Consider the following 23,969-nt stretch of genomic DNA (forward strand, 5'->3'; position numbering starts at 1 on the left):
ACCGGTGGGTAACCACTGCTGGTCCGTCGTCCCGAACGTCCTGGGGAGTCCATGCGCCGGCGACTGCGCCGTCCCACGATCCGCGGCCGGATCGTCGCCCTCACCGTGCTGCCGGTCATCGCGTTGATGACGCTGTGGAGCTTCGCCATGGTGTCCGTGACCGGCGATCTGCGCGCCCTGATCCGGCTCCAGGGCGTCTACGAGAGCTTCGGCACTCCCGTCGACACGGCGGTCGGGCAGATGCAGATCGAGCGCAGGCTCGCCGCCGCGTATCTGGGGGCGGGGGAGCGCGGCGACGCCGGTCCGGGCGACGCCACCGCGTATCTGGAGCAGCAGCGCTCGACCGACCGGGCCGTCCAGGCGATGCGCGACGCCCTCGGTGACGAGCACCGGCGCGAGGACCTCTCGGCGCGCCAGCGCCAGTCGCTGGACGCGATGGCCGACGCGGCCGCACGGCTGGAGGCCCTGCGGAAGCAGGTCGTCGACCGGAAGCTCTCCTGGAGCGGGGCAGTCGACGCGTACACCGCGCTCGTCGAGCCGACCTTCGACGTACAGTCCACGCTCACGGCGCTCCAGGCCGGACAGCTGGCGCGCGAGGCGCAGGTCGTGGTGGAGCTCGTACGGGTGCGGGAGTTCGTGTCCCGTGAGGACGCGCTGGTCGCCGGTGCGCGGGCGGCGGGCAGCCTCAGCGACCGCCAGTACGACGCGCTCACGGCCACGATCGAGGACCGGCGGGTCTTCCACCGTACGTACGTCGCCGATCTGCCCGGGGACTCGCGGAAGCTGTTCACGGACTTCGAGCAGGGCACCGAGTACCGGGCGCTGGTCTCGGGCGAGGACGCGCTGCTGCGGGCCGGGGCGTCCGGCGCGGGCGAGGCGATCGCCGCCGACTCCTGGCGGACGACGACGGACCGGGCCGTCAAGCGGTACATGCTGCTGTGCACCGAGTCCGCACTCAACGCGGCGGACCGTGGGCGGGCCTTCGCCTACCGCGAGATGGTCAAGGCCGCGGTGGTCGGCGCCGTCGGCCTCGTCGCCGTCGTGCTCTCCATCTGGCTGTCGGTGTCGGCGGGGCGGCGCATCGCCCGGCGGCTGGAGGAGCTGCGGGACGCGGCGGGCCTGCTGGCGACGCGGCAGCTGCCCGACGTCATGGAGCGGCTCTCGGCGGGCGAGGACGTGGACGCGGCCGCCGTCGCCCCGCCGCTCGACTTCGGCGACGACGAACGCGGGGCCGACGAGATCGCGCAGGTCGGTCGGGCCCTCAACGCGGCGCGGCGGGCGGCCGTCGAGGCGGCCGTCAAGCAGGCGACGCTGCGGCGCGGGATGTTCGCGGTGCTGCTGAACATCGCACGGCGCAACCAGGCGCTGGTGCACCGGCAGTCGAAGCTGGTCGACACCCTGGAACGCCGTACGAGCGACCCGGACACGCTGGAGGACCTCTTCCGCATCGACCACCTGACGACGCGGATGAGGCGCCACGCGGAGGGCCTGATCATCCTCTCCGGGGCGACGCCGGGGCGGAGATGGCGCAAGCCGGTGCCGTTGGTCGACGTCGTCGCCGCGGCGGTCGGGGAGATCGAGGACTACACCCGGGTCGTCGTACCACCGATGCCGGCCGTCGGGATCGGCGCCGACGCGGTGGCGGACGTGGTGCACCTCGTTGCCGAGCTCGTCGAGAACGCGGCGGTCTTCTCCCCGCCGCACACCCAGGTGACGATGCGCACGGGCGCCGCCCGCAACGGCTTCGTCCTGGAGATCGACGACCGCGGCCTCGGCATGGACCGCGACGAACTCGCCCAGGCCCACCGGACCCTGGCCCGCCCCGGCGACTTCGACCCGGTCGAGGACGAGCGCCTCGGCCTCTACATCGTCGGCCGCCTCGCCGGCCGCCACGGCATCACGGTCACCCTCACCCGGTCGCCGTACGGCGGCACGACCGCGGTCGTCCTGCTCCCGAACACCATCACGACGCCGGTGGACCCCGAGCCCGCCCCGGCACCTTCTTCTGCCGCACCCGAGCCGGTGCCCCCGTCCCACGACCGCACCCCGGAGCCCGCCGCGGGCGCCGTCGTCCGAGCCCTGCCCATGCGCGTGCGGCAGACCACACGCGCGGAGCCCGGGCCGGATCCGGCGCCCACCGTTGCCGACGCCGGCGAGCCCGGGCCGGGCCCGCTGCCCAAGCGCGTACGCCAGGCGTCCATCGCCGCGCCCCTGCGGGATGGGCCCGGCGACGCGGAGCCGGAGGAGCCCACCCAGGAAGTCGGCGCGGAGGAGATGCGGGCGATCTTCGGGGCGTTTCAGCGAGGGCTCGACCGGGGGCGCAAGGGCGAACCGGCCGGGCCGGAGAGAACGAGCGACGAAGGGCGGGGCCACGATGGTGGATGACCCGAGCAACCGTGACGATCGCGAGAAGGCCGAACAGGCGGAGCCCACCGCGCGGACCGGGCAGGGGGACCCGACCGGGCAGAGCGAGCAGACCACCGCGGGCGATCTCGGGTGGCTGCTCGACGAGCTGGTGGCCAGGACCGACCACGTCCGGCAGGCCGTGCTGCTGACCGCCGACGGGCTCGTCACCTGCGCGTCCCGCGGTATGCCCGCGGCCGACATCGAGCACCTGTCCGCCGTGTGCGCCGGGTTCCACAGCCTCGCCAAGGAGACCGGGTCCCGATTCGAGGCCGGGAAGGTGCGGCAGACCATGGTCATGCTCGACCGGGCGTACCTCTTCATCACCCCCGCCGGCGACGGCAGCCGCCTCGCCGTGCTGTCCGACATCGAGACCGACGTCGGACAGCTCGCGCACGAGATGACCCTGCTGGTCAGGCGCGTCGGCCGGCACATGGCCGTACCCGCGCGCACGCTCCCCGAGGCCCCCGGCGCCTGAGCCCGTGAGCGAGCACTGGTACGAGGACGAAACCGGGTCCATGGTGCGGCCGTACACCGTGACCCGGGGCCGTACCCGTCCTGCCGCCGAGCACCCCGTCGACCTGATGTCGCGGGTCACGGCCGTGGCAGGGGAGGGGGACAGGACCGGGCCGCGGCTCGACCACGCCCGCAGCTCACTGCTGGAGCTCGTGCGCCGCGGGGCGCGCCCCGTCGCCGAGATCGCCGCCGACGCGGATCTGCCGCTCACGGTCGTCCGCGTCCTGCTGGTCGACCTCGTCGAGGCGGGACTCGTTCGCGTCTCCGCCCCGCCCGCCGACCAGGGGTCGCACGACCCCACGCTGCTCCGGGAAATAGCCGACCGGCTGCGTGAGATCTGAACGCTTTTGCACGGCTGTGCAATGTTCCTGCGTTGCGGCCGCAACCACGCAACGATCTTGCACGGTTGCGCAAGGCTCATGCATTTCGGGTTGGTGGGCCCATCTCGTAAGGTCCTCGCTGTACGTGGAGTGGCGGGGACCGTCTGCTCGGCGATTCCCCCGCTCCGGGCTGACCCGTCACGCCCGCAATGCCCTCTGGGGATCCGCCGCGGTCGCCGCCTCCCGATAGGCAGCGATAAGGAGCCTCCTCAGTGTTGGATCACGGCGCAGCGCCACCCGTCACTCCCCAGCCGGGCCCCGTGGGCCCGCAGAGCGGCCTCGGCAGCCGTCTCATGCGCCGCAAGCCCGTCGAGACCCTCGTCGCCGAGGGGGGCCAGGGTGAGGGCGGCACGCTCCGGCGTTCGCTCTCCATGTGGCAGCTGACCATGATCAGCATCGGTGCGACGCTCGGCACCGGCATCTTCGTCGTGCTCGGCGAGGCCACCCCGCTGGCCGGCCCCGCCGTCGCGTCTCGTTCGTCGTCGCGGGCCTCACCGCCCTGTTCTCGGCGCTGTCGTACGCCGAGCTCGCCGGATCCATCCCGGTGTCCGGCTCCTCGTACTCGTACTCGTACGCGACCATGGGCGAGCTCGTCGCCTGGGTCTGCGGCTGGTGCCTCGTCCTGGAGTACGGCGTCTCGGTCGCGGCCGTCGCGGTCGGCTGGGGCGAGTACCTCAACGAGCTGCTCGACGGCACGATCGGCGTCACCATCCCCGCCTCGGTCTCGGCACCGCTCGGCGAGGGCGGCTACATCAACCTGCCGGCCCTCGTCGTCGTGCTCCTCGCCATGGTCTTCCTGATGGGCGGCGCCAAGGAGAGTGCCCGCGTCAACACGATCATGGTCGCGGTGAAGATCGTCACGCTGGTGCTCTTCATCGGCATCGGCTTCATGGGCATCAAGGCCGGCAACTACGCTCCGCTCGCGCCGCTCGGCGTCACCGGGATCAGCGCCGCCGCGGCCACGCTCTTCTTCTCGTACATCGGCTTCGACGCCGCCTCCACCGCCGGTGAAGAGGCCAAGAACCCGAAGAAGGACCTGCCGCGCGCGATCATGCTGTCGCTGCTCATCGTCACGGTGCTCTACTGCCTGGTCGCGCTGGTCGCCGTCGGCGCCATGCCGTGGCAGGACTTCGAGGGCACCGAGGCCGCGCTCGCCCAGATCATGAAGGACGTCACCGGCCAGAGCTTCTGGGGCGTGGTCCTCGCCGCGGGCGCGGTCGTCGCCATCGCGTCGGTCGTCTTCGCCGTGCTGTACGGCCAGACCCGCATCCTGTTCGCGATGTCCCGCGACGGCCTCGTGCCGAAGGTGTTCGCCAAGGTCGACCCGCGCACCGGCGCCCCGCGCGCCAACACCGTGATCGTCTCGCTCTTCTGCGGCGCCCTCGCTGCCTTCATTCCGCTGGGCGAGCTGGCCAACGCCACCAGCATCGGCACGCTCTTCGCGTTCGCCCTGGTCAACGTGGCCGTGATCATCCTGCGCCACAAGCGCCCCGAGATGAACCGCACCTTCAAGGTGATGCTCTTCCCGGTCACGCCGATCCTGGGCTTCGCCTTCTGCGCGTACATGATGTTCAGCCTGCCGTTCGCCACCTGGATGGTCTTCGGTGGCTGGATGGTCGCCGGGCTCGTGTTCTACTTCCTGTACGGCCTGCGCCGTTCCCGGTTGGCAACTGCAGAGAAGTGATCCACCCCCTGTGCGACTGAACGATCTCGACGAACGCATCGTCCACGCCCTCGCCGAGGACGCCCGTCGTTCCTACGCCGACATCGGCTCGCTCGTCGGCCTGTCCGCGCCCGCCGTGAAGCGGCGCGTGGACAGGCTGCGGGCGGAGGGAGCCATCACCGGCTTCACGGTCCGCGTCGACCCGGCCGCCCTCGGCTGGGAGACCGAGGGCTTCATCGAGATCTACGCACGCAGCAACACCTCGCCCGAGACCATCAAGCGCGGCCTCGAGCGGTACCCGGAAGTCGCGTCCGCCTCCACCGTCACCGGTGAGGCGGACGCGATCGTCCAGGTCTTCGCCTCCGACATGCGTCACTTCGAGCGCGTGCTGGAGCGGATCGCGGGCGAGCCGTTCGTCGAGCGCACCAAGTCCGTGCTGGTGCTGTCCCCGCTGCTCAGGCGCTTCTCGTCGGGATCGCCCGGCTAGCGTGCCGGGGCACCTGGGGCCCGCGCGCAACGAATCGCCGCCCGCCCCGGCAATCGCGCAACGGATCGACACTCGGTCCGCAACGGACGCGCCTTGTCCGGGCAGAGCGCCGGAACGTACCTTTTTGACGTCGCCCTGACGCCCTCGCCCACCCCCTCCCCGAGGTAGGTCCATGCCGCCGCTGCGCACCGCCCTGCTCCAGAGCTCCGGGACCCCCGGCGACATCGTGAAGAACCTCGAGATCCTCGACGCGCACGCCGCCCGCGCCGCGGCCGCCGGCGCCGGGCTGCTGATCTGCCCCGAGATGTTCCTCACCGGGTACGCGATCGGCGACGCCGTCCCCCGGCTCGCCGAGACCGCCGACGGAGCCTCCGCACAGGCCGTCGCCGAGATCGCCGCACGCCACGGCATCGCCGTCCTCTACGGCTACCCCGAGCGCGGCACCGGTGCCGACGCCGAGCGCGTGTACAACGCCGCGCAGCTCGTCGGCGCCGACGGCACGCGCCTCGCGAACTACCGCAAGACCCACCTCTTCGGCTGCTTCGAGCAGGAGCGGTTCACGCCCGGCGACGAGCCCGTCGTGCAGGCCGAGCTCGGCGGCCTCCGCATCGGCCTCCTGATCTGCTACGACGTCGAGTTCCCCGAGAACGTGCGCGCCCACGCCCTCGCCGGGACCGATCTGCTGGTGGTGCCGACCGCACAGATGCACCCCTTCCAGTTCGTCGCGGAGAAGCTCGTCCCCGTGCGCGCCTTCGAGAGCCAGATGTACGTCGCGTACGTCAACAGGACCGGCCCGGAGGGCGAGTTCGACTTCGTCGGCCTGAGCTGCCTGGCGGGCCCCGACGGCATCGCCCGGGCCCGCGCGGGACACGGCGAGGAGCTGGTCATCGGCGACGCCGACCCCGACTTCCTGGCCGCCTCGCGCGCCGCCAACCCGTATCTGCGCGACCGCCGCCCCGGCCTGTACGCGTCGCTCGCCCGCTAAGACCTCTCGCCCCGCCAGACCAGGAGCAACACCCGATGACGTCCACGGTGCCCACCGCCGTCCCGCACACCGACGCGCAGCCGCCCATCACCATGTTCGGGCCGGACTTCCCGTACGCGTACGACGACTTCCTCGCCCACCCGGCGGGCCTCGGCCAGATACCCGCGACCGAGCACGGCACCGAGGTCGCCGTGATCGGCGGCGGACTCTCCGGCATCATCGCCGCGTACGAGCTGATGAAGATGGGCCTCAAGCCCGTCGTCTACGAGGCGGACCAGATCGGCGGCCGACTGCGCACGGTGGGCTTCGACGGCTGCGACCCCTCGCTGACCGCCGAGATGGGCGCCATGCGCTTCCCGCCGTCGTCGACGGCGCTGCAGTACTACATCGACCTGGTGGGCCTGGAGACCCAGCCCTTCCCCAACCCGCTGGCCGAGTCCACCCCGTCGACCGTGGTCGACCTGAAGGGCGAGTCGCACTACGCGGAGACCATCGACGACCTCCCGCAGGTCTACCGCGACGTCATGAACGCGTGGAACGCCTGCCTGGAGGAGGGCGCGGACTTCTCCGACATGAACCGTGCCATGCGTGAGCGCGACGTCCCGCGCATCCGCGAGATCTGGGCGAAGCTCGTCGAGAAGCTCGACAACCAGACCTTCTACGGCTTCCTCTGCGACTCCGAGGCCTTCAAGTCCTTCCGGCACCGGGAGATCTTCGGCCAGGTCGGCTTCGGTACCGGCGGCTGGGACACCGACTTCCCCAACTCCATCCTGGAGATCCTCCGCGTCGTCTACACCGAGGCCGACGACCACCACCGCGGCATCGTCGGCGGCTCGCAGCAGCTGCCGCTGCTGCTGTGGGAGCGCGAGCCCGAGAAGATCGTGCACTGGGCGCAGGGCACGTCCCTGAAGTCGCTGCACGACGGCGAGCCGCGCCCGGCCGTGACCCGGCTGCACCGCACCGCCGGCAACCGGATCACGGTCACGGACGCGTCCGGCGACATCCGCACGTACCAGGCGGCGATCTTCACGGCGCAGTCCTGGATGCTGCTCTCCAAGATCGCCTGTGACGACTCCCTCTTCCCCATCGACCACTGGACGGCGATGGAGCGGACCCACTACATGGAGTCCAGCAAGCTCTTCGTCCCGGTCGACCGGCCCTTCTGGCTGGACAAGGCCGTCGACGACAGGGGAAATCCGACCGGCCGAGACGTCATGTCGATGACGCTGACGGACCGGATGACGCGCGGCACCTACCTCCTGGACGACGGTCCCGACAAGCCGGCCGTCATCTGCCTCTCGTACACGTGGTGCGACGACAGCCTCAAGTGGCTGCCGCTGTCCGCGAACGAGCGGATGGAGGTCATGCTCAAGTCGCTCGGCGAGATCTACCCGAAGGTCGACATCCGCAAGCACATCATCGGCAACCCGGTGACCGTGTCCTGGGAGAACGAGCCCTACTTCATGGGCGCGTTCAAGGCCAACCTGCCGGGTCACTACCGCTACCAGCGGCGCCTGTTCACGCACTTCATGCAGGACCGGCTGCCCGCCGACAAGCGTGGCATCTTCCTCGCGGGCGACGACATCTCGTGGACGGCGGGCTGGGCCGAGGGTGCGGTGCAGACCGCGCTCAACGCGGTGTGGGGCGTGATGCACCACCTCGGCGGCGCCACCGACGCGAGCAACCCCGGCCCGGGCGACGTGTTCGACGAGATCGCCCCGGTGGAGCTCCCCGAAGACTGAGCAGTCTCCTCGAGGAGCCCGAACGGACCCCGTGATCGCGGGTCCCCGTGAACGAACCCCCGCCGCCGACCGCAATCCGGTCGGCCCCGGGTGGTCGCATCAGCCGCCGTCGGCCGGAAACCCCGGCCGGCGGCGGCTCCGTCTCGTCCGTCGGATCCGCGTGCAGCCGGATCCGCGGTCGGTCAGATCCCCGCGGCCCGTACGCCCTCGTACACCGCCGCCGCGACGTCCTTCAGCTCCTCCGCATCACGGGTGGTGGCCTGAAGGTCGATGTGGAACTCGTCGAGGCCGGGGGCGACATGGGCCGCCAGGTCCTCGACGATCTGGTCCACACTGCCGTGGAACGGCTTCCGGTCGCCGTCGTCCAGCGGCTTCGCGCGGTACCTCGCGTTGGCGCGGACCGAGACCTGGAGCGGCCGGTCGCGGCCGCGCTCGGCGGCCAGCTCCTGGAGCCCGCGCCAGTCGTCCGCCAGCTTCTGCGGGCCCATCGCGACCGGCAGCCAGCCGTCCGCCCGGTCCACGACCCGGCGCGCGGCCTTCGGGCTGTTCGCGGGCAGCAGGACGGGGATCGGCCGGGCCGGTTTGGGCCCGACGACGGACGGCGCGACGGTCGTCAGCCCGCCCTCGTACGCGACCGGGTCCGGCCCCCACACCGCCCGGCACACGTCCAGCAGCTCGTCGAGGACCGCGCCGCGCTTCTCGAACGGGGCGACGGCCGCCGCGGCGTACTCGTCGAGGGACCAGCCGGTGCCGAAGCCGGCGACGACCCGCCCGCCGCTCGCCGCGTCGAGCGTGGCGAGCGTGCGCGCCAGCTGGAAGGGGATGTGCAGCGGCGCGATCAGCACACTCGTGCCCAGCCTGGCCCGGCTGGTCACGGCGGCGGCCAGGGCCAGCGACACCGTCGGTTCGGCGACATTGCGGTACTGGTCGGGCCATGGGAGGCCCGGGATCCCGTACAGCCCCTGGGTCGCGGGCTCGGGGAAGATCACCCGCTCGAACACCCACAGACTGTCGTAACCGGTCCGCTCGGCGGCCGCGGCGACCGCGGGGATGTCGCGGCCGATCTCGTACTGCCTCATCTGCGGGAGCCCGAGTCCGAGCCGGATCGTCATGTGTACTCCTTCGCGTCAGGGCCAGGGGGTGAGCAGGCAGCGCCCGACGAGCCCGACACCCGTGTCCAGCCTCTCGGTGAACTCATCGGCCAGTCCGGGGATCTCCTGGATGCGCCAGAGCAGCCGCGCCGCCGACCAGGCGCCGTCCCGGGCCCGCTCCAGGCTCCATGAGCCCAGCAGATGGGTGAGCGGATCGGCGACCTCCAGCAGATCGGGCCCCGGCATCAGATCCTCGCGGATGCGCTCCTCCAGCATCGTGAGGATGTCACCCACGCGGTCGAACTCCCCTTCCAGCTCCGGGGGTTCGCAGCCGAGCGTACGACAGGTGTCCACGACCGCCAGCGCCAGATCGTGCCCGATGTGCGCATTGATCCCGGCCATCGCGAACTGCAGCGGGCGTACGCCGGGATGGCGGCGGTACTGGAACAGCGGCCGCCAGCAGGCGGGCGGCCGGCCACCCGCGGCCACCGTGCCGACGGCGGAGAGATAGCGCTCGGCGAAGAGAACGCCCAGCGTGACGGCCGCCCGCCGGTCGGGGAACTGACCGCGGTCGATGCGCCGGCCGACCTCCTCCGTGACCGCCAGGTAGACCCTGTTGAAGACCGCGACGCCGTCCTTCTCCGGCCAGTCCGAGCGGAGCGCCCGCATGCGCGCCACCACCGAGCCGACCGAAGCACTGCCGGAGTCGGTCCGGGCCACCGAGTCTGCTGTGAAATGGTCGGTCTTCGCCATGGGGGCAGCGTCCCAGTCATAGGCTCGGGCAGGTGCCGCCCGGCCCGGACCTTCCCCAGAACGGGGGAAGCAGCGGACTCCGGGCGGCCACCAGGAGAGGCTCGGGGGGCTCGGGGGGAGCCTCGGTGCGAGGGGGGAACGGAACGGTGCCAGGCGTACGCACACAGCGCCGGACGGAACGGATCGAACGGCGCCGCGCAGCGCGCCACGGCGTCATGGCCGCCGCGGCCTCGGCCGTGGTGGCCGTGGGCACGGTCACCGGGCTGGTGTCCGCGGCGGGCGGCGAGGACGCCAACGACGCGGCACGACCGGAGGCGATCAGTTCACCGCTGACCGTTCCCCTGCCCGCCCGTCCGAGCCCGTCGCCCTCCCCGTCCACGGCTCCGCCGTCCTCGCCCGCCGCATCGCCGAAGGCTTCCGCGAAGTCCGCGCCCCGCAGGTCCGCGCGCGCGGAGACTTCGGCCGTGGGCGCCCGGCTGTACCGCCATCCGCAGTCGCAGGTCCTCGACTGGGTACGGGCCAACCCGGATGATCCGCGCAGACCGCTGATCGAGTCACGGATCGCCGCCCAGCCTGCCGCGGTCTGGTTCGCCGCCCACAACCCGGGCCAGATCGCCGGCGAGGTGCGCGCGGTGACGGCGGGCGCGGCGGCGGCGGGCCGTGTCCCGGTCCTCGTGCCGTACGCGATCCCCGACCGGGACTGCGGCGGCGCGTCCCAGGGCGGGGCGCCCGGCCTCGCCGCCTACGACCGCTGGATACGTGAGTTCGCAGGGGGACTCGGCGGGGCACCGGTCATCGTCATCCTCGAACCCGACTCGATCGCCCTCGCCGACTGCCTCTCCGACAGCGAACGGGCCGCGCGGTACGCCTCGCTCGCCCGCGCCGGACGCACCCTCAAGGCCGCGAACCCGCGGGCGAAGGTCTACTTCGACGCCGGCCACTCCGGCTGGCACTCCGCCCCGAAGCAGGCCGCCCAGCTGCGCGCGGCGGGCGTTGCCGACAGTGGCGACGGCATCTTCACCAACGTCTCCAACTTCCACCGCACCGCCGACGAGGTGCGGTACGCGCGCGCCGTGCTCGCTGCGCTCGGCGGCCCGGCCCGCCTGGGCGCCCTCATCGACACCAGCCGCAACGGCAACGGCACGCCGGGGCCGGGGGCCTGGTGCGACCCGGAGGGCAGGGCGCTCGGGCGGACGCCGACGACCGCGACCGGCGAGCCCCGGATCGACGCCTACCTGTGGATCAAGCTTCCGGGGGAGTCGGACGGCTGCAAGGGCGCGGCGGGCACCTTCACGCCCGACTACGCCTACGACTTGGCGACCGGCTGACCGCCACCGTCCTCGCCCTCGTCGTACGCGGACGTGCCCGCGTCCAGCAGGGGCTCCTGCGGCTTCATGTGCGCGGGCGCGAAGGCGCGGAGGAAGTGGTAGCCGGTGATGACGACGATCGTGCCGAGGGCGATCCCGCCGAGCTCGAAGTTGTCGGTGAACTTCAGGCTGACGCCGCCGACGCCGATGATGATGCCCGCAGCGGCCGGCACCAGATTCAGCGGATTGCGCAGGTCCACCTTGGCGTTGATCCAGATCTGCGCGCCGAGCAGGCCGATCATTCCGTACAGGATCACGGTGATGCCGCCCAGCACCCCGCCGGGGATCGCGGCGACGACGGCGCCGAACTTGGGGCAGAGCCCGAAGAGGAGCGCGAAGCCCGCAGCGGCCCAGTACGCGGCCGTCGAGTACACGCGGGTGGCGGCCATGACGCCGATGTTCTCGGAGTACGTCGTGTTCGGCGGGCCGCCCACGGCGGTCGACAGCATCGACGCGGCGCCGTCGGCGGCGATGGCCGTGCCGAGCTCGTCGTCGAGCGGGTCGCCGGTCATCTCGCCGACGGCCTTGACGTGGCCCGCGTTCTCGGCGATCAGGGCGATGACGACGGGCAGGGCGACCAGGATCGCCGACCACTCGAAGCTCGGGGCGTGGAAGCTCGGCAGACCGAGCCAGTCGGCCTTGGCGACGCCGGAGAGGTCGAGCCGCCAGTGGTCGACGGCCTCGCCGCCGCCCGTCGTCGAGTGGATCTTGCCGAAGATCCGGTCGAAGACCCAGGAGACCGCGTAGCCGAAGATCAGCCCGAGGAAGATCGCGATACGTGACCAGAAGCCGCGCAGACACACCACGGCCAGCCCGGTGAACAGCATCACGAGCAGTGCGGTCCACTGGTCCTGCGGCCAGTACGTCGAGGCCGTGACGGGCGCCAGATTGAAGCCGATCAGCATGACCACGGCCCCGGTCACGATGGGCGGCATCGCCGCGTGGATGATTCGCGCACCGAAACGCTGGACGGCGAGGCCCGCGAGGAAGAGTGCCAGACCGACGACGAGGACCGCGCCCGTGACCGTGGCGCTGTCGCCGCCGGTGGCACGGATCGTCGCGGCCACACCGACGAAGGAGAGCGAGCAGCCGAGGTAGCTCGGGATCCGGCCGCGCGTCGCGAGCAGGAAGATCATGGTCGCGATGCCGGACATCATGATCGCGAGGTTCGGATCCAGGCCCATGAGCACCGGCGCCACGAACGACGCGCCGAACATGGCGACGACGTGCTGGGCGCCGAGACCGGCCGTACGCGGCCAGGAGAGGCGTTCGTCGGGGCGTACGACGGCTCCGGGTGCGGGTGTTCGTCCGTCGCCGTGCAGGCTCCAGCGCACGCCGAGGTTCATACGGGCTCCACTTCCGAGGGTTCCTGGATCCCCGCAATGGTACGGGGAACCCGGTATTCCGGTTGCCTTCGTGAACGGTGCGCGACCGGGCGCCGGGCAGGGTTGTGCGGGTGGGCGTCTCGGTTGCGTACAGGTGCGATTGCACCATGATCACAGCCGGGGCGAGGGGGCCGTTCGCCGATCTTCGGCGTGGGCGCGGGACGTAGGTTTGAGCAGCACACAACTTCTCTGCACCATGTCAAGGCGTCCGCAAGGCCTTCCCTTTCGGATCACTCTCACGGGCCTGCGATAGGTTGCCCGCCATGACCGGACTCGCACCCGTCGCCTGGCCACCTGCCCCGATACGGACCGAACGGCTCGTGCTCCGCGAGTCCGAGGCCCGGGACCGTGCGGCGTTCATCGAGCTGTTCGCATCGCCAGAGGTGGGCACCTACCTCGGTGGCCCTCGACCGTGTGATGAGCTCGAACGCGCGATGCCTGAGGCGCCCGGGCGGCGCCCTGGCCTTTTCGTGATCGATCTCGGCGGAGCGATGATCGGCATGATCACGCTCGATCGGCGCGATGCAGAGCGTCCGGGTCATGTCCGTCCGGATGCCGGGGAGGCCGAGCTCGGTTACATGTTCCTGCCGGAGGCGTGGGGATGCGGGTACGCCGCCGAGGCGTGCGCAGCGGTACTCGACTGGTTCGCCGACGTACTCCCCAGCGAGCCGGTGGTGCTCTGCACCCAGACCGCCAACGACCGCGCGATGCGCCTCGCTGCGAAGCTGGGGTTCACCGAGGTGGAGCGGTTCGAGGAGTACGGCGCCGAGCAGTGGTTCGGCATCTGGTCCTCGGTCACGCGTCCGGTTGAGCTAGGACTTGTCCAGCCGATCATGTGACTAATCCGTGTCCGGGTCGTTGCTGTGGGCACGGGGGCGAGGGGATGAGATGTCCTCTCAAGCCGGCCGAGTTCGACCGCTGCACTGTGTCGGGATGCCGCACACGGCGCAGCGGATCGGGACCGGCCCAGCAGCCCCTCTGTCTCGAGTTCAGCCCAGTCCGCAGCGATCAAGCGCGGCACGAACCTGGTTGAGCCCCTCCACTCTCCAGTGGTCCCGGTCAGGCATACGGTCGTCTCGGCGCCAGCGCCAGGCCGAGAACATCGCCCAGTTCAGGGCGCGGCACCGGTGAATCAGATCGTGGTCAGCTCCCGCATAGTGCTTTCCCACTTCTTCGGGCGCATGGGCGAGGTCAAACTCGATCGGCCCACGGCAGCACGTGGCGAGGTCTACGAAAAGCGGCCCCCTCCTTGTGTTCAGGAGGTTGCCCGGATGCGGCTCGCCGTGCAACAGCTGGTCGCCGGCTTTGTCGATGCTGATCGCGGCGCTCAGACCACTGAGTGTGTCGCTGAGGAGTTCCCGGTCAGAATCGGGCAGCTCAGGGGACTGCTCCCGGTCGTTCACCTCTCTCAGCGCCACGGCGACTCGATCGGTGAAATGCGGTGCGTCCAGATCGATCTGACGCAGGGCGGCATGGTGCCGTATGAACGCGCCTGCGTAGTCGGCCGGCGCGATCTCTGATCCCACAGGTTCGTAGTAGGTCCAGAGCGAGATGGCGAAGGCATCACGCACATAGACTCGGGGGGCGACCCGAGGTTCGAGCTCAGCCACCGGAGCGTCGACGTCGGCGAGACGGCGAGCGACCTCTACTTCGAACTCGGAATCAGCCAGATGCCCCGAAGGTGCGACCCGAGCCAGAACACCGCAAGGGACCAAGCGCAGCGCGACGCGGTCCGAGTTGTGGATAACGACCACGTCCTCGACCTGCAGCCCCAGCTCCGAAGCGGTCGCCCGTCCTGCCTCAACTGCGCGGCGGAGTTCCAATGGCTCCATACCGTCCTCCCTCATTGTTGAGTACACATACAAATCTGGGGGCAACTGAGCGGTTTGGGCACGGTTCTCCTAGTGACGTGGCCGTGGGATTCCCAGGTCGACGGGGACCCGGCGTGTGAGTCCTGCGGCATCCGCCTGCTTCGTCCGGAGGAAAGGTGAGTGTCATGTCGATTCCTTCGATTCCGCCGAGCCACTGCTCCTCCTGGGCCCTCTTGCGCCTCAGCAAGAGATCCTTCTCCAACTCGGCGAGCCTGGGCAGCATCTTTGGGCTGACCTGGAGCATGGGGCATCGAATGCAGGCTTCTCTGAACCTGCTCCTGTTCGGCGGCCTCGGGACTTGATGCGTCTCAGATTCGCTTGTGGATCAGACGGCAGCGTGGGCCAAGGCGATCGCCGAGCTCGAGGATGAAGGTGTCGCTGAGCGGCGGCCAGTTGTGGAAGCGCACTGCGAGGTTGGCGACGTGAATGGCCCATGGGCCGGTCCAGTCGCCCAGGAGCGTGGCGGTGGCGCAGTTCTCGCAGGTCACGAGGGGTTCGGTCCGGTCGAGCCAGGTCTTGATCAGCGTGATGTGAGCGTCCTCGTCGAACGGGGTGGTGCAGTTCGGGCACGTCGGCGGGGTGTAGTTGCCGCCGGGGTCGTGGACTTGACGGTGGTCGAGGATGTCGATGCCGTCGCCGATGAGGCCCGTGTTGTGGCGGAGGTCGCGAACTGCTGCCGCGGCGGCGGGGCCGGGGATGTACTGACTTGGCCACCACAGCGGGTCAGGCTGGTCATTGGGTTGAATGATCCGCTGGTCGAGAAGCCAGTCGGCGACAGCCGCCGCCCGCGCGGGGGCTTCTTCGGCCGAGGTGGTCAGCTCCGCGACGATGATCGCACTGTCGCTCATGGCCGTGATCGTAGCGATGGGATGCCCAGGTCGGTCATCGTGCGGGGCTGTGGCCGCCGGTCGATCTGAGCGAGTTTCTCCGCGGCACCAGCGAGGCTGACCCGCAGTCCCTCGACTTCGCCGAGCCAGCCTTCCCGTTCGGCCTCGGCGATGCGGGCGATCAGGTTGTCGCGGATGTCGGCCAGCCGTGCCCTCTGGGCCGGATCCGGTCGAAGGAGTGAGCATCTGACACAAGCTTCTCTGAACTAGCGATCGCTACTCGGGGCCCTTGGGTAAACCGCTGGCAGCTGGGTCCTCGCCGGGCAAAGATGCAGCCATGCGCTATGCCAACACCGACCCCGAGCTGATGGACCTGGTCCGACGATTCGTCACGCCCGGCCGGCGGTACTTTCGGCTGGGTGGAAGCTCGCTGCGGTTGAGCGGGCCTGAGCGCGAGCTGTTCGTGAGGGAGCTGGTCCAGGCTGCCGGGGAGATCACTCCCGCCGAGCTCGGCATCCTTTTCGAAGGCGGTTGGCGAGAGCGTAAGACTGCCTCCTGGCTGGTTGTTGTAGCCGGCAGGACCGAGTTCCGCAGCCGCATCGGCGAACTCCTGCTGGCCAGCGGAGGCCCCTACGGCGGGGCCTACTGCATCACTCTTGCCACTTTCGGCACCAGCGCGGACGCCGATCTGGTCTGCAGATACCTTGATCGCTACTTGCCTCAACCCGACCTCGTCTACGACCAGACCTTTGCTCTCAGCACACTGCTTCACCTCGATGCCGTCCTTGGGACCGAGCGAGCATCCCCATACCTTGCCGCCGGTGGCCTGTGGCAGCAGTGGATCGATGCCACGCCGAACATGGTGCGGGATCCGCAGGAGTACCGGCAGGTCGTGGACCAGCTCTGTTCCTTCGCCAGCGAGTGCGCTGAACTCTTCGCCAGAATGGAAACCAGGCGCTGATCCTCCCGACCTGACCGCTGGACGCCGACTGCTTCGGACCCCTCGGTAGAGTCTGGGCAGTAACAGGAAACCAGGGCCGCTGGTCAAAGATCGACCAGGATGGTGGCATCGAGGACGTAACGCTCCTCATTCTGGAATGGCTGGGTGAGCAGGGCGTGAACGCCATGATCAGGGTGGACGCCGAGAGGGTGGCCGACAACGCGCCGGCGTGGACGTTCGCCGCCAGTGGGGGTCCCTTGGAGCATGGTCGCGGTTTGACCGTCAGCTGAATCCAGCAGCTGAAGTCCCGAGCGTCCACGCGCGTCGCTCGATCCCACGGCACCTCGACTGCATGCAGGAACCGCCACCACCGCAGCAGGTCCATACCGTAGGAGCGGAGGGTCGCCGCCGCCTTCCCGGCTGCGAGCAGCTCCGGGAAGAACACCGCGACCGTGCCACGGCCACACCGTCGGCGTCGACTAGCCGGTACGGCTCGTACCGGTCGCAGGTCTCCACCAGCCGACCCCACCGAGGAACGGCCAATCTCGACAGATCCCGCTCGGGCACACGATCGTTCATCACGACCGCAGACCGTACTGGGCGACAACCTAACCTGTGCCCTGAACTGCACAATCAACGTGGTTCGTTCAGTCAACGGGGCGTGCTCGTGCTGGCAGGGTGATCCGTAGGGACGAGCGCAGTTGCCGAGCTCGACCTTCCGCTTGTCGAAGTGCTCCTCGAATTCTGCCCACTCCTCAGCCGTGACGTCGACGTTCTCACCCTCGGGACACGGCGGACGCGTTCGCGGCCATCAAGAAGGCGGGAGCGGACTGCGCCGCCGGCTTCGCCCTGGTCGCCGGCACCGAGAAGACGAACTTCACCAAGGTCGAGCACGCCGCCTACACGGCCGGGGACGAGGCCGTCGCCCTCACCATCACCGTGGACCTGGAGGGCGAGACCGGTGTGACGCATCTCGTCGCGGTCCGCAAGGGCGGAACCCTCGCGACCTTCCACGCACAGAGCCTCGCCGGCAAGGCGGAGCAGCCGAAGACCGTCATCGACGCCCAGGTGAAGAAGCTGGGCTGACGAGCACGCTCCACAGTGGCCCGGCGACCGGGCCCGTGCCGCCGCGTGGGCCCGATCGCGCAGTCCTCAGGGAGTGCGCAGCGGACGCACCGAGTCCCCGGCCCTTCGGAGGCCGGGCGACGGCGCGGCCCGGCCCGGCGCGGGTCGGGCGTCAGGCCCGGATCTCGGGCGCCGCCGCCTTCGCTGTCACCCCGGACGTGGCGGGATCCGCCGCCCGCGCGCTGCCCCGCAGCACCCCCGCCCCCAGCACCAGCCCGAACGCCAGCACGGTCACCAGCCCGAACGACACCACCAGCGACGTGAGATCCGCGATCCCGCCGATCGCGGACGGCGCGATCAGACCCGAGGTGTACGTGATCGTCGCGACACCCGCGATCGACTGGCTCGGGTTCGTCCCGCTGCGCCCCGCCGCGGCGAAGGCCAGCGGCACGACGACCGCGATGCCGAGCCCGATGCACCCGAACCCCGCCATCGCCACCACCGGTTGCGGCGCCAGGACGACCAGGACTCCGCCGGCTGTCGCCAGGACGCCGCCGACGCGCACCGTACGGACCGGGCCGAAGCGGTCCACCACCCGGTCGCCGAGCAGCCGGGCCACCGCCATCGTCAGCGCGAACGCGGTGGTGGACGCCGCCGCGAGCCCCGCCGAAGTACCGAGCTCGTCCCGCAGGTACACCGCCGACCAGTCCAGGCTCGCCCCCTCCGCGAACACCCCGCAGAACCCGATCGCGCCGATGACCACCGCGGAGCGCGGCGGCAGCGCGAAGCGCGGCGGCGGCTCCTCGTCCGGGGCGCTGCGCAGGTCCAGGACGCCCTGACAGGCCAGCAGGCCCAGGGCGGTGAGCACGGCGGCAGCGGCGATGTGGTGGAGCCGGGCGTCGCTGCCGAGGTGCGCGGCGAGCGTGCCGGCCGCCGAGCCGATCAGGGCGCCCACGCTCCACATGCCGTGCAGGCTGGACATGATCGAGCGGTCCAGGCGGTTCTCGACCTCGACACCGAGGGCGTTCATGGCGACGTCGGACATGCCGGCGGTCGCGCCGAAGACGAAGAGCGCTGCACAGAGCCCGTACACATTGGGGGCGAGCGCCGGGAGGGCGAGCGCCAGCGTCCACAGCGCGAGCAGCCCGCGCAGCGCGGTGCGCGCACCGAAGCGGTGACTGATCGCCCCGGCGAGCGGCATGGCGACGGACGCGCCGATCGCCGGGAACGCGAGCGCCAGGCCGAGCTGGCCCGCCCCGACCCCGGCGTGGTCCTGGATCCAGGGGATGCGGGTGGCGAAGCTGCCGGTCACGGCGCCGTGCACACAGAAGACGGCGGCCACGGCGTAGCGCGCCCGCCGGAGCCGCTGGGCGCTGTACGCGGGTTCGGTCGACATGGGACGTAAACTATCAGGGACCCTGCCTGATAAATAGAGTGGCAGTGCGGATCTGGAAGGATTCCCGGCATGCCCGCATCCCCGAGCACCGCACGGGCCATCAACGACCGGCTCGCCCTGCGACTGCTGCAGGACAAGGGCCCGTTGACGGCAGGTCAGCTCAAGACCCTGACCGGACTCTCCCGCCCGACCGTCGCCGACCTCGTGGAACGGCTGCAGGGGTCGGGGCTGGTCCACGTCGTGGGAGAGGTCGGCGAGCAGCGCCGCGGCCCGAACGCCAGGCTGTACGGGATCGTCGCCGACCGGGCGCATCTCGCGGCCCTCGATGTGCGCACCCAGGGCGTCTCGGTCGTGGTCGCCGATCTGCTCGGTGCCACGCTCGCCGATGCGACCCTCCCGATCGGCACCGACACCGGCACCGAACCCGCGGTCGAGCGGGCCGTCGCGTTGCTGGAGCGCACGGCGCGCGAGGCGGGCGTGGCCAGGCTGCACAGCGTCGGTGTCGGGGCACCGGGGCTGATCGACCCCGTGACCGGCGAGCTGCGGGACTCCACCGGCCTGCCCGCCTGGCACCGCAGGCTCGTCGCCGCCCTGCAGGAACGGCTTCCCGCCACCGTGCTCGTCGAGAACGAGACCAACCTTGCCGCCGTCGCCGAACAGCGCCTCGGTGCCGCCCGCGACCGCGACACCTTCATCCTCCTCTGGCTCGGCCAGGGCATCGGCGCCGCCCTCTTCCTCGACGGCCGCCTCCGCCGCGGCACCTCGGGCGGCGCGGGCGAGATCGGCTTCCTCCCGGTCCCGGGCACGGGCGGCCTCCCCAGCGCCGACGGGTGCGACGGCGGCTTCCATTCCCTCGCGGGCGGCGCGGCGGTGGCCCGACTCGCCGAGCGGTACGGCATCCAGGGCGACGCCGAGCACGCAGTACGGGCAGCGGCAGCCGCCGTGCCGGACCGCTCGGGTGCGCCGCTTCCCGGGCCCGCTCCCGCGGAGGCCTTCCTCGGCGCGCTGGCGGAGCGCGTCGCGATCGGCGTCGCCGCGACCGTCGCCGTGCTCGACCCGGGCTGTGTCGTCCTCGGCGGCGAGATCGGGCACGCAGGCGGTGCCGCGCTCGCGACCCGGGTCGAGCGGCGGCTCGGCGAGATGTCTCCGCTCAGGACCGAGGTCCGCCCCGGTGCGCTCGGCGGAGCGGGCGTCCTCCGCGGCGCCCTCCTCACCGCCCGCGAGGCTGCGCAGGACGACCTCTACACGTCCGTGCGCTAGCGCACGGACGTGCCTGGGCCCGCCGTGCGGGCCCGCTCGCGCAGGAAGTCCTCGAAGGTGCGCTTGCCCACGGCCTGGTCCGGCGCCAGGTTCAAGCCGCGCTGCAGCGCGCGGAACGTCCGGCCCGGGACCCACAGCGGCACCAGCACGCGGCGGCGTCCGGTCGCCCGCAGATACAGCTGCGCCAGCTCGCGCAGCGTGTGCACCTCGGGCCCGCCCATGTCCGCCACACGGCCCGCCGGGGCACGCGCGGCCAGTGCCGCGAGCCGGGCCGAGACCTCGGCGGTCTCGACGGGCTGGATCCGTACGCCGGACGCCACCGGCATCAGCGGCAGCTTCGCCGCACCGTGCAGGATCGTGAACACAAGATCGTGGAACTGGGTGGTGCGCAGCACCGTCCAGCCGATCCCGGACCCTTCGATGATCTTCTCGACCCTCAGCTTCGTCGCGTAGTAGCCGAGTGGCACGCGATCCACCCCGACGATCGAGATGAGGACGAGATGCCCGACCCCCGCCCGCTTCGCCGCCGCGACGAGATTGCTCGCGGCCTGCTCGTCCCCGCCGGTCCGCGTCGACGCGCAGTGGACGACCACGTCCACACCCGCCACCGCGGCGTCGAGCCCGGACCCGTCGCGCAGATCGACGGGGTACGCGGCCGAATGGCGGCTCAGTACGCGGACGTCGTGGCCCAGCTCGCCGAGCCGGGCGACGACATGCCTGCCGAGCGTTCCCGTACCACCGGTCACCAGCATCGTGGTCATGGAACCAGCCTGACAGACGACGGACGGGCGTGCCGGGGGCGTGCGCGGCCCTTGGTGGCCGGGGACCCGGCGGCGGCAAGGGCCGGGAACCGCCGCCGGGCGTTCTCGCGGGCGCAGGCGTCACCCGCCGAAGGCCAACAGGCGGGGGAATGCGTCGTGTTGGGTCCCGGTGTGTACGTACCGGCCGGTCCTCTCCGGGAGGTGACGGTGAGAGTAAGAGGACTAGACCACTCCGGTCAATAGGTCTGGATCAATCCCGCGGCGTCTGGCCTGAACTGGCCGAAAGCGGTTGCCCATTGACGGGGCGGCACGCGCGAGGCGTGATCGTCGCGAGGGCGCGGCGATAGATTGTCGATCAACGGTCGCAGTGAGTGGGGGAGCGGGATGTCCGTGGTGCTGTCGGTGGAGGGAACTGCTTCCGCTCAGCCGTTGCGGCTGCGTCCGTGGTGCGCCGACGACGCGGAAGCAGTCGCTGCCGCGCATCAGGACCCGGTCCTTCGGCGCTGGTTGAAGACGCGGATCGACGGCGAGCCGGACGCCCGCCGATGGATCGACGAGCAGATGGACCAGTGGTCCGCAGGCACCCGGTTCAGCTTCGCCGTACTGGAACGGACTCCGGGGCGGAGCCCGGAACGGACTGGCGAGGACGAGGACTTCGGCAGGCCGGTCGGGCAGGTCGTGGTGAAGGAAATGGCCCCGGACAAGAACTCGGCCGAGGTCGGCTACTGGGTCGCGGCGCAGGCGCGAGGGCGTGGGGTCGCGCCACGTGCCCTGTCGGCCGTCTCGCGGTGGGCCTTCGGTCTGCGGCGGACAACGCCGCTGGAGCGGCTCGATCTGATCCATGCCGTGGGCAACCCGGCGTCGCACCGCGTCGCCGAGGAATCCCGGTTCGCCCTGCGTTCCGCACTGCCGGCGCTGCCGCCCGCGTTCCCCGCCGAAGGCCACCCCCACTCCCAGTGGGCGGATCCTCGGTGATGTGCCCACGCCCGGAGTGACGGACCCGTCGCCGTCGGTTGTGAGCCAGCCCACACCCCCTCCCCTGCATGGCCCACGACCGGGCGTGGCACACTGGCCCTGTATCAGCAGCAGCGCACTCCGGGGTCGGTGTAATTCCGAACCGGCGGTTACAGTCCGCGACCCGTCCGCATCCAGCGGACGGTTGACCAGGTGAAATTCCTGGACCGACGGTGAAAGTCCGGATGGGAGGCAGTGCGCGGCGGGCGACCCTCGTGGTCTGCCGGCCGTCTGTGGCTGATCGTCCTGGCGGGAATTCCCCGGGACGGTCGGTTCCGTCGGGCTCGGCGTCCCCGTGAGGTGTTGTTCCGCTTCTCTGTCGTCATCGACAGCCCCGGAGTCCGTGCCCGAAAAGGCAGGAGGACCCGGTGGCCACCGCAGCCGACACCGACGCAATGCGCCGAGCGATTGAGCTCGCCGCCCGCGGACTCGGCTCCACCAGCCCCAACCCGGTCGTCGGGTGCGTCATCACGGACGCGTCCGGACAGCCCGTGGGCGAGGGGTTCCACCAGCGCGCCGGCGGCCCGCACGCCGAGATCCACGCCCTCCGCGCCGCGGGCGAGCGCGCCCGCGGCGGCACCGCGTACGTCACCCTCGAGCCGTGCAACCACACCGGCCGCACCGGCCCCTGCGCCCAGGCGCTCGTCGACGCCGGTATCGCCCGGGTCGTCTACGCGGTCGCCGACCCGAACCCGCAGGCCACCGGTGGTGCCGACACCCTCAGGGCCGCGGGGATCACGGTCGGGCAGGGGCTCCTGGCCGATGAGGCCGAAGCGGTCAACATCGCCTGGCTCACCTCCGTACGCCTCGGCCGTCCGTACGTCCTGTGGAAGTACGCCGCCACCCTCGACGGCCGCATCGCCGCCGCCGACGGCACCAGCCGCTGGATCAGCTCGCCCGAGTCCCGTGCCGACGTCCACCGGCTGCGCGCCGAGGCCGACGCGGTCGTCGTCGGCTCCGGCACCGCCCGCGCCGACGACCCGCACCTCGCGGTCCGCGGTGCCGACGGCTCCGTACAGCCCTTGCGCGTCGTCGTCGACACCGACGCCACCGCCGTCCAGCTCGGTGCCCGTGTCCTCGACGACGCCGCGCCGACCCTGATCGCCGTCGCCGAGGACGCCGAGACCGACCTGCCCGACGTCGTACGGATCCCCCGGGACGGCAGCGGTCTCTCCGTACCCGCCCTGCTGGCCGCCCTGCACGAGCGCGGCGTCCGCTCCGTACTCCTCGAAGGCGGCCCGACCCTCGCCGGGTCCTTCGTCTCCGCGGGAGCCGTCGACACGGTCGTCGGCTATCTCGCCCCCGTACTCCTCGGCGCGGGCCGCGCAGCCCTCGCCGACGCCGGAATCTCCACCATCACCGAAGCGTTGCGGCTCGACGTGACCGAGACCGTCCGCATCGGCCCCGATCTGCGCATCACCGCGACCGTTCGGCCCGTCCCCAAGGGAGCTTGAGTGTTCACCGGAATCGTCGAAGAGCTGGGTGAGATCACCGCCGTCGAGAATCTCGGCGACGCCTCCCGCTTCCGCCTCCGTGGTCCCGTCGTCACCGAAGGTGCCAAGCACGGCGACTCCATCGCCGTCAACGGCGTCTGCCTCACCGTCGTCGAGACCGCCGACGGCGAGTTCACGGCCGATGTGATGGCCGAGACGCTGAAGCGCTCCAGCCTGGGCGCGCTCGCCGTCGGTTCCCGGGTCAACCTGGAGCGGCCGATGGTGGCCGACGGCCGCTTCGGCGGACACATCGTGCAGGGGCACGTCGACGGCACCGGCACCATCATCGACCGCAAGCCGTCCGAGAACTGGGAGATCGTCAAGATCTCGCTCCCCGCGGACCTCGCCCGGTACGTGGTCGAGAAGGGCTCCATCACCGTCGACGGGGTCAGCCTCACCGTCGTGGACGCGGGGCCGGACTACTTCACCATCAGCCTCATCCCCACCACGCTCGCCCTGACCACGCTCGGCATCAAGCAGGCGGGCGACCCGGTCAACCTCGAGGTCGACGTCATCGCCAAGTACGTCGAGCGGCTGCTCGGCTCCCGGACCGAGGAGAGCGCCAAGTGA

At 71.0% G+C, this 23,969-nt stretch carries 21 protein-coding genes, 1 pseudogene and 1 riboswitch; of the genes and pseudogenes, 15 read left to right on the forward strand and 7 right to left on the reverse strand.

What is annotated here, in order from left to right:
• Positions 1 to 51: 51 nt before the first annotated feature.
• The 7 genes and pseudogenes from ACFV9O_RS17410 (at position 52) to ACFV9O_RS17440 (ending at position 8,176) form a co-directional block, all read left to right on the forward strand.
• A complete protein-coding gene (locus tag ACFV9O_RS17410) occupies positions 52 to 2,385 on the forward strand; it encodes a nitrate- and nitrite sensing domain-containing protein (protein ID WP_385418390.1) in 2,334 nt (777 codons plus the stop codon).
• The gene (locus ACFV9O_RS17415; protein WP_385418393.1) at positions 2,375 to 2,881 is read left to right on the forward strand and encodes a roadblock/LC7 domain-containing protein; all 507 of its coding nucleotides are present in this window, start codon (positions 2,375 to 2,377) and stop codon (positions 2,879 to 2,881) included. Before ACFV9O_RS17410 ends, ACFV9O_RS17415 begins: the two co-directional genes overlap by 11 nt.
• A gap of 4 nt (positions 2,882 to 2,885) precedes the next feature.
• Positions 2,886 to 3,260 carry a DUF742 domain-containing protein gene (locus ACFV9O_RS17420; protein WP_385418396.1) on the forward strand — a complete coding sequence of 125 codons (375 nt, stop codon included), beginning with the start codon at positions 2,886 to 2,888 and terminating at the stop codon, positions 3,258 to 3,260.
• Between the two features lie 251 nt (positions 3,261 to 3,511).
• Positions 3,512 to 4,983 (forward strand): annotated as a pseudogene (locus ACFV9O_RS17425) (amino acid permease).
• A gap of 10 nt (positions 4,984 to 4,993) precedes the next feature.
• The gene (locus ACFV9O_RS17430; protein WP_385418399.1) at positions 4,994 to 5,449 is read left to right on the forward strand and encodes an Lrp/AsnC family transcriptional regulator; all 456 of its coding nucleotides are present in this window, start codon (positions 4,994 to 4,996) and stop codon (positions 5,447 to 5,449) included.
• Between the two features lie 172 nt (positions 5,450 to 5,621).
• Entirely contained in the window at positions 5,622 to 6,434 is an 813-nt protein-coding gene (locus ACFV9O_RS17435) for a carbon-nitrogen hydrolase family protein (RefSeq protein ID WP_385418402.1), read from the forward strand.
• 35 nt (positions 6,435 to 6,469) lie between these two features.
• The gene (locus ACFV9O_RS17440) at positions 6,470 to 8,176 is read left to right on the forward strand and encodes a flavin monoamine oxidase family protein (RefSeq protein ID WP_385418405.1); all 1,707 of its coding nucleotides are present in this window, start codon (positions 6,470 to 6,472) and stop codon (positions 8,174 to 8,176) included.
• A gap of 182 nt (positions 8,177 to 8,358) precedes the next feature.
• On the opposite strand, the gene ACFV9O_RS17445 is transcribed toward ACFV9O_RS17440, so the two are convergent.
• Both ACFV9O_RS17445 and ACFV9O_RS17450 read right to left on the reverse strand, forming a co-directional pair.
• Positions 8,359 to 9,288 carry an LLM class F420-dependent oxidoreductase gene (locus ACFV9O_RS17445; RefSeq protein ID WP_385418408.1) on the reverse strand — a complete coding sequence of 310 codons (930 nt, stop codon included), beginning with the start codon at positions 9,286 to 9,288 and terminating at the stop codon, positions 8,359 to 8,361.
• Positions 9,289 to 9,303: 15 nt separating this feature from the next.
• Complete coding sequence (locus ACFV9O_RS17450) at positions 9,304 to 10,020, reverse strand: DUF5995 family protein (RefSeq protein WP_385418411.1); 717 nt, start codon at positions 10,018 to 10,020, stop codon at positions 9,304 to 9,306.
• A gap of 146 nt (positions 10,021 to 10,166) precedes the next feature.
• On the opposite strand from ACFV9O_RS17450, the gene ACFV9O_RS17455 reads away from it, so the two are divergent.
• A complete protein-coding gene (locus ACFV9O_RS17455; RefSeq protein ID WP_385418414.1) occupies positions 10,167 to 11,348 on the forward strand; it encodes a glycoside hydrolase family 6 protein in 1,182 nt (393 codons plus the stop codon).
• Here ACFV9O_RS17455 and ACFV9O_RS17460 read toward each other — a convergent pair.
• Entirely contained in the window at positions 11,327 to 12,733 is a 1,407-nt protein-coding gene (locus ACFV9O_RS17460) for a uracil-xanthine permease family protein (protein ID WP_385418417.1), read from the reverse strand. The two genes, ACFV9O_RS17455 and ACFV9O_RS17460, sit on opposite strands and share 22 nt — an antisense overlap.
• Before the next feature lie 302 nt (positions 12,734 to 13,035).
• Between ACFV9O_RS17460 and ACFV9O_RS17465 the strand changes: the two genes are divergently transcribed.
• Positions 13,036 to 13,611 carry a GNAT family N-acetyltransferase gene (locus ACFV9O_RS17465; RefSeq protein WP_385418420.1) on the forward strand — a complete coding sequence of 192 codons (576 nt, stop codon included), beginning with the start codon at positions 13,036 to 13,038 and terminating at the stop codon, positions 13,609 to 13,611.
• 150 nt (positions 13,612 to 13,761) lie between these two features.
• Here the strand turns inward: ACFV9O_RS17465 and ACFV9O_RS17470 are convergent, their stop codons facing one another.
• Both ACFV9O_RS17470 and ACFV9O_RS17475 read right to left on the reverse strand, forming a co-directional pair.
• The gene (locus ACFV9O_RS17470; RefSeq protein WP_385418423.1) at positions 13,762 to 14,604 is read right to left on the reverse strand and encodes a phosphotransferase; all 843 of its coding nucleotides are present in this window, start codon (positions 14,602 to 14,604) and stop codon (positions 13,762 to 13,764) included.
• 347 nt (positions 14,605 to 14,951) lie between these two features.
• Complete coding sequence (locus ACFV9O_RS17475) at positions 14,952 to 15,491, reverse strand: hypothetical protein (protein WP_385418426.1); 540 nt, start codon at positions 15,489 to 15,491, stop codon at positions 14,952 to 14,954.
• 316 nt (positions 15,492 to 15,807) lie between these two features.
• Here ACFV9O_RS17475 and ACFV9O_RS17480 point away from each other — a divergent pair, with 316 nt between their 5' ends.
• Both ACFV9O_RS17480 and ACFV9O_RS17485 read left to right on the forward strand, forming a co-directional pair.
• Positions 15,808 to 16,431: a DUF6000 family protein gene (locus ACFV9O_RS17480; RefSeq protein ID WP_385418429.1), complete on the forward strand. Its 624-nt coding sequence runs from the start codon at positions 15,808 to 15,810 to the stop codon at positions 16,429 to 16,431.
• A gap of 918 nt (positions 16,432 to 17,349) precedes the next feature.
• On the forward strand, positions 17,350 to 17,496 hold the full coding sequence (locus ACFV9O_RS17485; RefSeq protein WP_385418432.1) for a hypothetical protein: 147 nt from the start codon (positions 17,350 to 17,352) through the stop codon (positions 17,494 to 17,496).
• Between the two features lie 151 nt (positions 17,497 to 17,647).
• On the opposite strand, the gene ACFV9O_RS17490 is transcribed toward ACFV9O_RS17485, so the two are convergent.
• On the reverse strand, positions 17,648 to 18,871 hold the full coding sequence (locus tag ACFV9O_RS17490) for an MFS transporter (RefSeq protein WP_385418435.1): 1,224 nt from the start codon (positions 18,869 to 18,871) through the stop codon (positions 17,648 to 17,650).
• Between the two features lie 69 nt (positions 18,872 to 18,940).
• Between ACFV9O_RS17490 and ACFV9O_RS17495 the strand changes: the two genes are divergently transcribed.
• Positions 18,941 to 20,131, forward strand: coding sequence for an ROK family transcriptional regulator (locus ACFV9O_RS17495; RefSeq protein ID WP_385418438.1), 1,191 nt, complete (start codon positions 18,941 to 18,943; stop codon positions 20,129 to 20,131).
• On the opposite strand, the gene ACFV9O_RS17500 is transcribed toward ACFV9O_RS17495, so the two are convergent.
• Positions 20,128 to 20,892 (reverse strand): SDR family oxidoreductase, encoded by a 765-nt coding sequence (locus ACFV9O_RS17500; protein ID WP_385418440.1) that lies wholly within the window; start codon positions 20,890 to 20,892, stop codon positions 20,128 to 20,130. The two genes, ACFV9O_RS17495 and ACFV9O_RS17500, sit on opposite strands and share 4 nt — an antisense overlap.
• A gap of 384 nt (positions 20,893 to 21,276) precedes the next feature.
• Here ACFV9O_RS17500 and ACFV9O_RS17505 point away from each other — a divergent pair, with 384 nt between their 5' ends.
• From ACFV9O_RS17505 to ACFV9O_RS17515, 3 genes are all read left to right on the forward strand, one after another.
• Positions 21,277 to 21,867 (forward strand): GNAT family N-acetyltransferase, encoded by a 591-nt coding sequence (locus ACFV9O_RS17505; protein WP_385418443.1) that lies wholly within the window; start codon positions 21,277 to 21,279, stop codon positions 21,865 to 21,867.
• Between the two features lie 111 nt (positions 21,868 to 21,978).
• A riboswitch (FMN riboswitch) is annotated at positions 21,979 to 22,109 on the forward strand.
• Positions 22,110 to 22,274: 165 nt separating this feature from the next.
• A complete protein-coding gene (ribD, locus tag ACFV9O_RS17510) occupies positions 22,275 to 23,360 on the forward strand; it encodes a bifunctional diaminohydroxyphosphoribosylaminopyrimidine deaminase/5-amino-6-(5-phosphoribosylamino)uracil reductase RibD (RefSeq protein WP_385418446.1) in 1,086 nt (361 codons plus the stop codon).
• Positions 23,361 to 23,969, forward strand: coding sequence for a riboflavin synthase (locus ACFV9O_RS17515; protein WP_385418449.1), 609 nt, complete (start codon positions 23,361 to 23,363; stop codon positions 23,967 to 23,969).

Source organism: Streptomyces sp. NPDC059909, assembly GCF_042730885.1.
Taxonomy (GTDB): Bacteria; Actinomycetota; Actinomycetes; order Streptomycetales; family Streptomycetaceae; genus Streptomyces.

Excerpts from the sequence above, each read along its gene's own strand:
- ACFV9O_RS17500 (WP_385418440.1), bottom strand. The coding sequence starts at position 20,892 with ATGACCACGATGCTGGTGACCGGTGGTACGGGAACGCTCGGCAGGCAT.
- ACFV9O_RS17460 (WP_385418417.1), bottom strand. The coding sequence starts at position 12,733 with ATGAACCTCGGCGTGCGCTGGAGCCTGCACGGCGACGGACGAACACCC.
- ACFV9O_RS17450 (WP_385418411.1), bottom strand. The coding sequence starts at position 10,020 with ATGGCGAAGACCGACCATTTCACAGCAGACTCGGTGGCCCGGACCGAC.
- ACFV9O_RS17470 (WP_385418423.1), bottom strand. The coding sequence starts at position 14,604 with ATGGAGCCATTGGAACTCCGCCGCGCAGTTGAGGCAGGACGGGCGACC.
- ACFV9O_RS17480 (WP_385418429.1), top strand. The coding sequence starts at position 15,808 with ATGCGCTATGCCAACACCGACCCCGAGCTGATGGACCTGGTCCGACGA.
- ACFV9O_RS17410 (WP_385418390.1), top strand. The coding sequence starts at position 52 with ATGCGCCGGCGACTGCGCCGTCCCACGATCCGCGGCCGGATCGTCGCC.
- ACFV9O_RS17415 (WP_385418393.1), top strand. The coding sequence starts at position 2,375 with ATGGTGGATGACCCGAGCAACCGTGACGATCGCGAGAAGGCCGAACAG.
- ACFV9O_RS17490 (WP_385418435.1), bottom strand. The coding sequence starts at position 18,871 with ATGTCGACCGAACCCGCGTACAGCGCCCAGCGGCTCCGGCGGGCGCGC.
- ACFV9O_RS17445 (WP_385418408.1), bottom strand. The coding sequence starts at position 9,288 with ATGACGATCCGGCTCGGACTCGGGCTCCCGCAGATGAGGCAGTACGAG.
- ACFV9O_RS17465 (WP_385418420.1), top strand. The coding sequence starts at position 13,036 with ATGACCGGACTCGCACCCGTCGCCTGGCCACCTGCCCCGATACGGACC.
- ACFV9O_RS17495 (WP_385418438.1), top strand. The coding sequence starts at position 18,941 with ATGCCCGCATCCCCGAGCACCGCACGGGCCATCAACGACCGGCTCGCC.
- ACFV9O_RS17435 (WP_385418402.1), top strand. The coding sequence starts at position 5,622 with ATGCCGCCGCTGCGCACCGCCCTGCTCCAGAGCTCCGGGACCCCCGGC.
- ACFV9O_RS17440 (WP_385418405.1), top strand. The coding sequence starts at position 6,470 with ATGACGTCCACGGTGCCCACCGCCGTCCCGCACACCGACGCGCAGCCG.
- ACFV9O_RS17505 (WP_385418443.1), top strand. The coding sequence starts at position 21,277 with ATGTCCGTGGTGCTGTCGGTGGAGGGAACTGCTTCCGCTCAGCCGTTG.
- ACFV9O_RS17475 (WP_385418426.1), bottom strand. The coding sequence starts at position 15,491 with ATGAGCGACAGTGCGATCATCGTCGCGGAGCTGACCACCTCGGCCGAA.